The sequence below is a fragment of the Aeromonas sp. V90_14 genome (assembly GCF_029967615.1).
GTDB lineage: Bacteria > Pseudomonadota > Gammaproteobacteria > Enterobacterales > Aeromonadaceae > Aeromonas > Aeromonas hydrophila.
Map to the genome: position 1 here is coordinate 280639 of NZ_JASCAS010000003.1, position 10391 is coordinate 291029.

Here is a 10391-nt window from a genome sequence, read left to right on the forward strand (position 1 = left end):
ACCACAAATTCAAATGATAAGAATTGTCATTTGTGTTTGTGGCGTAGAGAGGGGACGGTTTGCTACCATGCTGGCTCACCCACCAAGGGCTCTTCGTGATGTTGATTGCCACTGCGCCAGCCTGTTCACTGGACCGCTTTATCGTGCAGGCCGACAGCCTGCCGCTGCCCGGTGCAGCGCATCTGGCGCTGCAACGGGTCTGCTTTGACCCTACCGCCTTCACCCCGGCCTGTTACGATGCAGCCGGCATGGTGCTGCCCGCCAGCTTGCAGAGCGCGGCTCCCAAGCGGCTGGGGGAGTTTCTGGCCGGTCGGCTGGCGGCGCGCCGGGCCTTGCACCCCTTTGGTCTGGGCCAGCAGCAGGTGAGCATAGGGTCAGCCCGCGAACCCTGCTGGCCTGCGGGGTTTGAGGGCAGCATCAGCCACAGCCTGTTGCAGGGGCGCGGCATGGCGCTGTGTGCGGTGCGCCCCGGTCAGGCGGGGATGGGGCTGGATCTGGAGGGCTGGCTGGCAGAGGGGCAGGCGAGCGAGCTCTGGCCCGGCATTGCAAGCGGGGAGGAGTGGACCCGGCTGGCGGCCGCTGCCCGCGCCGTCGGCCTGAGCAGGGCTGAGGCACTCACCTTGATTTTTTCGGCCAAGGAGAGCCTGTTCAAGGCGCTCTACCTCAGGGTGGGGCGCTATTTTGACTTTATCGATGCCCGCTGGCTGACTATGACGGAGCAGACTCTCACCCTCGAACTGGTGGGCGGGCTGACTCCAGAGCTGCCCGCCGGTTGGTGCTGCACGCTCTACTGGCAGCCAATGTACTGGCAGACACAGCATTGGCAAACAGGGCACTGGCAAACACGACCGGGCGGGGTGCTCACCAGCCTGCTGCTGTGAGTGGCGGTGCGCCGAGCTGCAAACATAAAAAAACCGCCTCTCGGCGGTTTTTTTATGGGGCTCAGGCCTGCTGCCTCATGGCAAAGGCGTGCGGCCTGCGGCGCGGCACTATGATGGGGGCGCCGTCGCCGGGGGCGTGCAGTATGTCCACGTCGGTCTGGTAGAGGTGGTCGATGAGGGACTTGGTCACCACCTCGCGGGCCGGCCCCATGGCCTGGATACCGCCATCCCCCAGCGCGATCAGCTCGTCGCAGTAGCGGGCGGCGGTGGCGAGGTCGTGGATGACGATGAGCACCGTCTTGCCCTCGGCGGTGATCTGGTGGATGGCCTCCATTACCTCGGTCTGGTGGCCGATGTCGAGGGCGCTGGTGGGTTCATCCAGCAGGATGATGTCCGCATCCTGGGCCAGCACCATGGCGAGCCACACCCGCTGGGCCTGACCACCGGAGAGGGAGCTGGCGCTCTGCTGCAGAATGTCGCCCAGCTGCATCCGCTCGCAGGCCCAGCGCACCATGCGCGCATCCTCCTCGCTCCACTGATTGAACCAGCCCTGATGGGGATGGCGGCCGTACTGCACCAGCTGCTCGACCTGGATGCCTGCGGGCACCAGCGGGCGCTGGGGCAGGTAGGCGAGCTCGCGGGCCAGCGCCTTCTTGCCGTAGCTTGCCAGCGGCTTGCCCTTGAGCAGGATCTCGCCGGCTTGCTGCTGCTCCTGGCCTGCCAGGAGTTTGAGCAGAGTGGACTTGCCGCCGCCGTTGGGGCCGACGATCCCCACCAGCTTGCCTTGGGGAATGGTGAAGGAGATGTCCTTGAAGACGGGCTTGTGCTGATAGCCAAATTGCAGGTGATTGATGGTGAGCGTCATCAGGCGGCCCTCGGTCTGTCTTGAAAATGGATGAATGGCATCGTCAGTCGGCCTTCTGGCGGTCTTTGAGCAGGATGAACAGCAGCAGCAGGCCGCCGAGAATACGGGTCATGATGCCGGTGGCCACCTCGTGGGGGCTGGCCAGCACTCGTACCAGGGTGTCGCTGGCCAGCAGCAGCAGGGCGCCGCACAGGGCGGCAATCCACAGCGGCACGATGCGATCCCGGCTGAGCCAGGAGGCGAGCACCGGGGCCGCCATGGCGATGAACACCACTGGGCCTCCGATGGCAGTGCCGAGCGCCGCCACGACGATGGCCTGGGCCAGCACGCCAAGCTGCACCCGGTTGACGTTCACCCCCAGACTCTGGGCGGTGACGGGGCCCAGACGCAGCACGCCCAGGGCCCGGGAGAGATAAATGATCCAGGGGCAGACCAGCAGGATCAGGATCCCCACCGGCAGCACAGTGCTGTAGCCCTGGCCGACGAAGTTGCCCATGTTCCACAGGTAGAGGCTGGTGAGGTGCACCAGCGACTGGGTGGACATCACGAACTGGCCGATGGCGTTCATCAGCTCGGAGACGCCGATGCCGATCACCACGAACAGGTAGCCCTGCTCCCCCGGCTTGTTGCACAGGGCATAGAGCACGGCGGCGGCAAACAGGGCGCCCAGCGGCGCGGCCCACCAGGGCCAGCTGCCGAGGGTCAGGTAGAGGGAGAAGGCGATGATGGCCAAGGAGGCCCCCTCGTTGACCCCGATCATGTCCGGGGTGGCGAGGCGGTTGCGAATGAGGGTCTGCACCAGGCAGCCGGAGAGGCCCATGGCGGCGCCCGCCACCAGCACGGCGACGATGCGCGGCAAGCGGATCTTGAAGACGGTCACCTCGCTCAGCCGGTTGCCCTCGCCAAGCAGGGTCTGGATCACCCCCAGCATGGTGAGTTTGCCGGAGCCCAGGGTCAGCGCCAGCAGGGAGAGCAGCACCAGGGCGATCAGGAGCCCCAGCGTGATCAGCCAGGCACGGCGGTGCAGCAACAGGGTGCGGCTGCCAACGCGCAGGCAGACGGTGCCGGTGGGAAGCGCCGTGGTGAGGGAGGGATGGATGGGATTGTTCATGAGGCAGGCAACCTTATTTGACGGCCAGCAGGGAGCGGAAGCCGCCGCTGCGAACTACCAGGATGAGAACGGGGGCACCGATCAGCGCCAGGATCACCCCGTTGGGCAGCTCGAACGGCTGGATCAGCCAGCGTGCCAGGATGTCGGCACCGAGCAGGAACAGCACCCCGAACAGGGCGGAGAAGCGCACCTGGATGGCGAGGCGCACCGGCTCCACCAGACGGGCGCAGTAGGCGGCGAGAAAACCGACGAAGCCGATGGGGCCGGCGATGGCGATGGCGCAGGCGGTAAACAGAGTGGCGGCCAGGAGCACGCCGATGCGCACCCGGGTCGGCTGGATGCCGAGCGCCTGGGCCTGGTTGTCCCCCATCTGCATCAGGGTGAGCTGACGACAGAGCGCCAGGGTCAGCAGCAGGCCGAGCAGGGCAAAGGGCATCACGGTGAGCACCGCATCGAGATCCGAGGCGGCCAGCGACCCCAGATTCCAGAAACGGAACTGCTCCAGCACCACCTGGTTGGAGAGCAGCAGGAAGTTGGAGAGGCCGCCGAAGGTGGCGGAGAGGGCAACCCCCACCAGGATGAGCTTGAGGGGGTTGGAGCGCCCCACCATCAGGCCGAGGCCGAGCACGATGAGGTTGCCGAGCAGGGCCCCCATGCCGGACCACAGCAGGTAACCGTAGGCGGATTCGACGCCAAAATAGGTGAGGCCGATCACCAGGGCGAACACGGCGCCGGCGTTGACCCCGAGCAGGCCGGGTTCGGCCAGCGGATTGCGGGTGGCGCTTTGCAGCATGGAGGCCGCCAGCGCAAGACAGACGCCCACCACCAGGGCACACAGGGTGCGGGGCAGACGCAGGGTATGAACGATCATGGCGAGCTTTTCATCGGCCATGAGGGCGGGATCGCCCAGCAGAAATCCGGCGACCTCGCGGCCACCATAGACACCGGCGCCGGTGGCCAGTGAGAGACAGATGAGCAGGAACAGGAGAACCACTCCCAGCCAGAACAGGTGTGTTTGGTGTCTGTGCACCCGGCTACTCCTTCACGTCGAGGCAATAACAGCAGAAAAGGGAGCCCTGACGGGCTCCCTGCGGGGTTTATAGCTTGTAATCCACGCCGGCGTAGACGGTACGACCTTCCAGAATGAAGTCGGCGTCGGTGGCGACCTGGTCACGCTTGGTGTTGGTGAGGTTGGTGATGCCCAGCTTGAAGTCGAGCGCCGGGGTGACCTTCCACTTGGTGTTGACGTCCAGGGTCTGGTAGCTGTCGGACTTGAGTGCCTGGGAGTTGTGCATCGGCACCTTGATGAACTGGCTGCCTACGTACTGCCAGGCCAGGTTGGTGCTGACGATCTCGGTGGCCTGCCAATCCAGGCTCAGGTTGCCGGTGTGATCCGGGGTCTTGGCCAGATCGTCGCCGGTGCTCTTGTCTTCGGAGTCCAGCATGGTCCAGTTGCCGGTCAGCTTGACGTCGTCCATCACATCGACCCAGCCGGTCAGCTCCAGCCCCTTGACCCGGGCCTTCTTGACGTTGAGGTAGGTCATGACGGTTGGACGGTAGCCCGGGCCCCACTGATCGCTCTGGATCAGATCCTCGATGTCGTTGTGGAAACCGGTGAGGCCGGCGCCGAAGCGAGCGGCTTCATAGGCGGTGCCCAGCTCGTAGCTGACGGCGGTTTCCGGTTTCAGGTCCGGGTTGCCGATCACCTTGCAGGCGCCGCGGCAGGCGGTGGTGGCGAAACCTTCGCTGGACTGGGCCAGGGTCGGGGCCTTGAACGCCTTGCCGGCGCCACCCTTGATCACCCACTCGTCGCTCAGGGTGTAGAGCGCATAGGCGCGCGGGCTGAACTCGTTGCCATAGGTCTCGTGGTGATCCAGACGGCCGGAGAGGGTCAGCGCCAGATCCCCCAGGCTGAACTCATCCTGCAGGTAGAGGGCGCTCTGGCTCGCATCCACGCTGCCGTTGGTGATGCTGCGGCTGTGCTCCAGCTCGGTCTTGCGGAATTCTGCGCCGGAGGTCAGCAGGTGATCCCCGAGGTAGCCGCTCAGCTGGCCGTCGACCGTGTGGTTGGTCTGGGTGACATCGGCGGCGCCGCCGTTGAGCTGGGAGTCATCCATCAGATCGGTCTGCTCGAAGTAGTAACGGGCGCGGCTGTCGAAGTGCTCCCAACGGCCATTGTGGGTCAGCCCCAGGCTCAGGCGATCGAGTTTTTGCACGTTGTGCGGGGTGGCCGGGGCGGTGGGGGCACGCGGCACGTTGTTGAAGTAGCTGTCCATGTCGTTCTGGTTGTAGCCCAGATCGAACTCCACATCCTGGTTGTCGGCCACCAGCCACTTCAGGCTGGAGAGCATGTTGACCACTTCCCGTTTCTCCAGCGCATCGGCGTCCGGGTTGTTGGACTGATCGCTGTGCCAGCGGTCGCGCTGATAGCCTTCCACCACCAGGCTGCCGAGCAGCTTGTTGTCGATCAGGGCGCCGGAGACGAAGGCGTTGCCACGGTTGGCATCACCGCCATCACCCTTGGTGGGCATGGTGTGGGTGTAGCCGAAGGCCGCCTCGGTCTGCTCCTTGGCCTGGCGCAGGATCACGTTGACCACGCCGCCGAGGGCGTCGGCGCCATAGAGGGAGGAGACGGGACCGCGGATCACCTCGATGCGCTCGATGGCGGCCATGGGGATGGAGCTCAAGTCGAAGTCATTGCCAAACGAGCTGCCCAGGGTTTCGCGGGCGTTGACCCGCTTGCCGTTGATCAGCAGCAGGGTGTAGTCGCCGCCCATGCCGCGGATCTTGATCTCGCTGCGACCGGTGGGGTTGGTGCCGATGATGTTGACGCCGGGCACGTGCTTGAGCGCTTCGCCGACGTTGTTGGCGTTCATCTTGTCCAGATCGGCGCGGGTCACCACAGAGACGCTGGCCGGGGCGGAGAGTTCGGTGTGCTGGGTCTGGGTGGCGGTAACCACCATGGTCTCGTTGGCCTTGACCGCTTCGGCCTGGGCCAGGCCCGGCAAGGCAAACAGGCCGAGGGAGAGCAAAATCGGGTTCAAGCGAAATACGCCAGGCTGCAACTGCATAGTCAAAACTCCATGAATAAAACAGAGGTTATGGGGTCCGGCTCTGGGGCCGGTGGCTCACTGACTTCCTTGTCTGGCGGTGCCAGACTCGGGGTTATTGTTATTCCTTGTCTGTGCCAGCCCCTTGAGCAGGAGCCAGACACCGCCGCAGGCCAGCAGGCCGCAGCCGATATTGATCCAGGCCAGATGGGCAAATCCGTGCAGCACGCCACTCTCATCCGACACCAGCAACCTGGCGGAGAGTAGGCTGCCGAGCCCGGCCGCTACATTGGTGACCGTGCCCTGAAAAGACATGAAGGCGGCGCGCTGATGGGGGGCCGGGATGGAGGCCGTGATGGCGAGGGTGGTGCTGGAGCGGGCCGAGCTCAGCGCCATGAACAGGGTGAACAGCAGGTAGACGGGCACGCCGACCGGCATGGCGAAACCGAGCAGGGTGATCAGCGCCAGCAGCAGGCTGGTGATCAGGATGGCGGCCTGGGCCCGGCCCTGATCAATCCAGCTGCCGCACAGCCGCATGGTGGCCATGCTGGCGAGGCCGCCGCACAGATAGAGGGCGGCGATCTGCTCGCGCGGGAACGCCAGGTTGAACTGGAAGTAGTTGGCAAAGTGCGGGATCAGCAGGAAGTGACCGAACATCTGCAGGCAGAGGATGAACAGGGCGCCCTGGCAGAGCGGGGAGGCCAGCAACTGGCGCAGGCCGCTGCCGTGAGGGGCGCGGCTGACCGGCAGCGAAGGCAAAAGGGTGGCGCAGAGCAGGGCCAGCAGCAGGCCGCAGACGCCAAACAGCAGGAAGGGGCTCTGCCAGCCAAACCACTGGGCCAGCACCAGGGCGATGGGCACCACCAGGATGGCGGCCAGCGAGAACGCCATGCCCACGTAGGCGAGGCGACGGCCCCGCTCGGCAGGCGGTACCAGATCCAGCACGGCCGCCATCAGGATGGCGGCGAGCGGCCCGGCCACACAGCCCGACAGGACGAACAGCACCAGCAGTTGCTGGCTGTTTTGCACCAGGGCGCAGGCCATCAGCAGCAGAAAACGTAAGGTGAGCAGCACCAGCAGGGCGGGCTTGCGGTTGACCCGATCGAGCCAGGGGGCGGCGATGAGCCCCATCAGGGCGGCCCCCAGGGTGGCACCGCCGCTGAAGTAGCCGGTCTGCTCCGGCAGCATGCCGAGGCTGATGACCAGATCCGGCCCGAGCGGCATCACCATCATCATGCTGCCCATGGAGAGCATGTTGACAAGCAGGGCCAGGTGGATGGCGGCGGGGGTGGTGGTCACTGGCTTCATCGACGGCAAGCTCAAAAAAATGAGACCGAATTGTATCCGAGCGATTTTTTCGTGACAACAAATGGTAATCATTTTTATTTGTGTTATTTGATCTATCTCCGCTCTTTTCATAGAAAAATGAAGGGCCTGACCTTCACGGTATTCACCGCTCGCGGGCAAAATCATTGAAAAGCGGGGCGGATGGCCCATGATGACGAGGTGATGAGCAGGCCATGATCCAGTTGGCCGCCGAGTGGGACGGGAGGAGAAGATGAGAAGATGGCACGGGTTTGGATTCTGGCTGCTGTGGGGGCTCTGGTGCCTGCCGCTGCGGGCCGAGGTGAAGGTGATCCCGGTATTCGAAACCCAGGCGGCGGTGCAGACCCTCAAGGATCTCTATCCGGAGCTGGGGGTAAGCGCCATGGGCAACCAGCTGGTGCTGAGCGGCAGCGCCGCCCAGCTGCAGGAGGCAGAAGCGGCGCTGGCCAAATTCAATCAGCCGCCCCAGAGCCTGCTCATCGAGTGGCGGGTGGATGGCGCCTCCAGCAGTCAGCAGGCCGGTGTGGGGCTGGGTCAGGATGCCGCCAAGCGGCAGTGGTTGCTGGAGGGCAATGCCCAGCAGTATCAGCGCAGCCAGAACGACAGCTGGCAGGTACGTGGTTTGTCGGGTCGGCCGGTGTTATTGCAGATGGGCACCTATCAACCGGTCACCTTCTATCAGTGGCGCGGAGGCCAGGTAGTGGGGCTGATGCCGCTGGTGAACGGCCTCTATGCCACCGCCACCCTGATCGGCGACAGGGTACAGATAGCGCTCAGCAGCGAGCAGGCCAGGCTGGAGCAGGGCACCATCAACCGGGGACAGAGCGCCACCGAGGTGAGCGGTGCCCCCGGTCAGTGGCTGACGGTGGGGGAGCTCTCCACCAGCGCGGCGCAGCAGGGCAGCAGTCTGGGCACCCAGTTGCAGGGGGGCAGTGGCAGTCAGAGCGATCGCCAGACCCTGCAGATCCGGGTCACGCGCCAGTGAGGCGCCTGGTTGATCGGCTCGCCCCTCGGGTGACTGGCCATCCCGGTTGAACCTGACTGATCAGTTGCCGGCGTGGGGCTGATCGGCTGCGTATTCACGCAGCTGGCGGCTGCGCAGCAGATACCAGAGTGACCAGAGGGTAGCGACCAGCACCAGGGCGGTGGGCCAGCTGAACGACCACTTCTGCAGATTGAGGCTGTGCAGTTGCATCAGCAGGCCGCTGACGGCAGAGCAGAGCAGCAGCAATGGGCTGTGGCGTCTGAGCCAGGCCCGGAGGCTGCGGGTCTGCTGATAGGTGCCGCCGCAGGCGAGCAGCGCCAGTATGGCGGGCACGTCGGTCAGCAGGCTGATGTAGAGGGCTAGCCGGTCCGGGTAGAAGAGAGTCAGGATGGCGCTGCCGCTTTCGCGGGTGACGCCGGCCATCAGAAACAGCCAGACCGAGCGGGTCAACAAGAGGGCGATGGGCCAGAACCAGAGCGGGGGGCGCAGCTGGCCGTGATCGTCATATCTGTGTTCGGGGTAGAGGGTCATGGTTGCCCGGGGTCGTTTGTGCAAAGGATGAAGGGGATATGGGGCGAAGGGGCGCCCTTTGCAAGGCAGGCGAGGGGCGGGAATTAATCGGGGGGCCATGCCCCCCAATCCGCTTATCTCTTTTGGTGTTGGGCCGCCGGTGTCATAGCCAGCCTTTTCGCTTGAAGAACAGACCGGTGCCGAGTGATGACATCACCATCAACACCAGAGAGAGCGGATAGCCGTACTCCCAGGCGAGCTCCGGCATGCGGCCGAAGTTCATGCCGTAGATGCTGGCGATAAGCGTCGGCGGCAGGAAGATGACCGCGGCCACCGAGAAGATCTTGATCACCTTGTTCTGCTCCAGGTTGGTGACCCCCATGGAGGCCTCCAGCTGGAAGTTGATCTTGTCGAACAGGAACTGGGTGTGGGGCAGCAGGGACTCCACGTCGTGCAGCATCTCGTCGATCCACTTGTTCTGCTCGTTGCTCATCCGCTGGCGCAGGCTGCGCTTCAAGAAGCGCAGGGCGCGACGGGTATCGTGCAGGGAGAGACGGATCTGGCCGTTGGCCTCTTCCTGAGCCATCAACTCCTTGAGCATAGGATTGATCTGATCCGGTTCGAAGATCTGATCGGCGGTGTTTTCCAGGGTCTTGTAACCGTCTTCGATAAGGTCGGAGAGGTACTCTACCTTGAGGTTTTGCACCTCCAGCAGGATGTCGAGGGCATCCTCCACCTCCAGCCGATCCTGACGCATATAGTGGCGCAGCAGGCGCACCAGGCCGATGTCATCCTCGCGGATGCTGATCAGCAGGTTGTTGCGCAGGGTAAAGGAGACGTGGACACCCTTGGTGTCACGGCCGATCCGCTGGGGAAACAGGGAGTGAATGTGCAGACCGTCGGTATCCCAGTAGAAACGGGCGGATGCTTCGATGTCATCCAGCTCCTCCTTGTCAGGCACCTCTTCCAGAAACAGGCCCGTCAACCATTCTCGTTCCGCCGTGTCCGGCTTGTAGGCATCCAGCCAGACGGTGTTGTCAGGCACTATGTCGTCAGGCCCGAGCGTGACTATGTCCAGTACCTTGTTATTGAGAATGTAGGCGGTGATCATCTGTCCCCCCTTAAGAAGTCATGGGTAATCAGGGATGGTTGCACAGGTCATGCGGCCTTAGAGCGCGTAGAAAGCGATCCCGTGGACAAGCTGAACGGGCCGATGGAAAACCTGAATGCGGCGAACTATACAGGGGCGGGCCGCGCTTGTCAGGGCCTATTCATCGGAGGTTCAGCCTGTTCGCTCAAAAAAACAGCGAGGTCGGAGCAGCCACGCCGACCTCGAAACGGGTGATCCCGGCGTCGCCTCCTTTATTCACCCTGGCACGCGGGAGGAGTCTGGCTCACCGGCCGGGATGATGGGCTCCCGAGTGCCCTGCGACAACCCCAGGCCGTGTGCCGGAAACCGCCTCTATTTGATGTGTTGTGGCTGTGCATCCTTGTTATCTGCGCAGGTCTGCATGGGCAAGCCTGTTACATGTTGGGATAGTTGGGGCCAGAGCCGCCCTGTGGCGGCGTCCAGACGATGTTCTGGGCTGTGCATCCTTGTTATCTGCACAGGTCTGCATGGGCAAGCCTGTTACATGTTGGGATAGTTGGGGCCAGAGCCGCC

At 64.0% G+C, this 10391-nt stretch carries 9 protein-coding genes; 2 read left to right on the forward strand and 7 right to left on the reverse strand.

Annotated features, from left to right (window positions below; translation table 11 throughout):
• Positions 1 to 95: 95 nt before the first annotated feature.
• The gene (gene amoD, locus QLG02_RS04835) at positions 96 to 881 is read left to right on the forward strand and encodes an amonabactin biosynthesis phosphopantetheinyl transferase AmoD (protein WP_282464650.1); all 786 of its coding nucleotides are present in this window, start codon (positions 96 to 98) and stop codon (positions 879 to 881) included.
• A 61-nt stretch (positions 882 to 942) separates the two neighbouring features.
• On the opposite strand, the gene QLG02_RS04840 is transcribed toward amoD, so the two are convergent.
• The 5 genes from QLG02_RS04840 to QLG02_RS04860 all read right to left on the reverse strand — a co-directional run bounded on the left by QLG02_RS04840 (position 943) and on the right by QLG02_RS04860 (position 7215).
• Positions 943 to 1746 (reverse strand): amonabactin ABC transporter ATP-binding protein, encoded by an 804-nt coding sequence (locus QLG02_RS04840; RefSeq protein WP_282464651.1) that lies wholly within the window; start codon positions 1744 to 1746, stop codon positions 943 to 945.
• Positions 1747 to 1789: 43 nt separating this feature from the next.
• On the reverse strand, positions 1790 to 2857 hold the full coding sequence (locus QLG02_RS04845; RefSeq protein WP_282464652.1) for an amonabactin ABC transporter permease subunit 1: 1068 nt from the start codon (positions 2855 to 2857) through the stop codon (positions 1790 to 1792).
• A 13-nt stretch (positions 2858 to 2870) separates the two neighbouring features.
• Positions 2871 to 3887, reverse strand: coding sequence for an amonabactin ABC transporter permease subunit 2 (locus tag QLG02_RS04850; protein WP_282464653.1), 1017 nt, complete (start codon positions 3885 to 3887; stop codon positions 2871 to 2873).
• Positions 3888 to 3954: 67 nt separating this feature from the next.
• Positions 3955 to 5928 carry a siderophore amonabactin TonB-dependent receptor gene (locus QLG02_RS04855; protein ID WP_282464654.1) on the reverse strand — a complete coding sequence of 658 codons (1974 nt, stop codon included), beginning with the start codon at positions 5926 to 5928 and terminating at the stop codon, positions 3955 to 3957.
• A gap of 57 nt (positions 5929 to 5985) precedes the next feature.
• Positions 5986 to 7215 (reverse strand): siderophore amonabactin export MFS transporter, encoded by a 1230-nt coding sequence (locus tag QLG02_RS04860; RefSeq protein WP_026080106.1) that lies wholly within the window; start codon positions 7213 to 7215, stop codon positions 5986 to 5988.
• A 250-nt stretch (positions 7216 to 7465) separates the two neighbouring features.
• On the opposite strand from QLG02_RS04860, the gene QLG02_RS04865 reads away from it, so the two are divergent.
• Positions 7466 to 8218: a hypothetical protein gene (locus QLG02_RS04865; RefSeq protein ID WP_282464655.1), complete on the forward strand. Its 753-nt coding sequence runs from the start codon at positions 7466 to 7468 to the stop codon at positions 8216 to 8218.
• 60 nt (positions 8219 to 8278) lie between these two features.
• On the opposite strand, the gene QLG02_RS04870 is transcribed toward QLG02_RS04865, so the two are convergent.
• Together QLG02_RS04870 and corA are read right to left on the reverse strand one after the other, a co-directional pair.
• Positions 8279 to 8749 (reverse strand): DUF2919 domain-containing protein, encoded by a 471-nt coding sequence (locus tag QLG02_RS04870; protein WP_024943989.1) that lies wholly within the window; start codon positions 8747 to 8749, stop codon positions 8279 to 8281.
• 142 nt (positions 8750 to 8891) lie between these two features.
• Entirely contained in the window at positions 8892 to 9839 is a 948-nt protein-coding gene (gene corA, locus QLG02_RS04875) for a magnesium/cobalt transporter CorA (protein WP_011705843.1), read from the reverse strand.
• Positions 9840 to 10391 lie beyond the last annotated feature (552 nt).

What these genes read in the sequence shown, in the direction of transcription:
- QLG02_RS04840 (WP_282464651.1), bottom strand. Translation starts at nt 1,746, where the DNA reads ATGACGCTCACCATCAATCACCTGCAATTTGGCTATCAGCACAAGCCC.
- QLG02_RS04845 (WP_282464652.1), bottom strand. Translation starts at nt 2,857, where the DNA reads ATGAACAATCCCATCCATCCCTCCCTCACCACGGCGCTTCCCACCGGC.
- QLG02_RS04855 (WP_282464654.1), bottom strand. Translation starts at nt 5,928, where the DNA reads ATGCAGTTGCAGCCTGGCGTATTTCGCTTGAACCCGATTTTGCTCTCC.
- QLG02_RS04860 (WP_026080106.1), bottom strand. Translation starts at nt 7,215, where the DNA reads ATGAAGCCAGTGACCACCACCCCCGCCGCCATCCACCTGGCCCTGCTT.
- QLG02_RS04865 (WP_282464655.1), top strand. Translation starts at nt 7,466, where the DNA reads ATGAGAAGATGGCACGGGTTTGGATTCTGGCTGCTGTGGGGGCTCTGG.
- QLG02_RS04870 (WP_024943989.1), bottom strand. Translation starts at nt 8,749, where the DNA reads ATGACCCTCTACCCCGAACACAGATATGACGATCACGGCCAGCTGCGC.
- corA (WP_011705843.1), bottom strand. Translation starts at nt 9,839, where the DNA reads ATGATCACCGCCTACATTCTCAATAACAAGGTACTGGACATAGTCACG.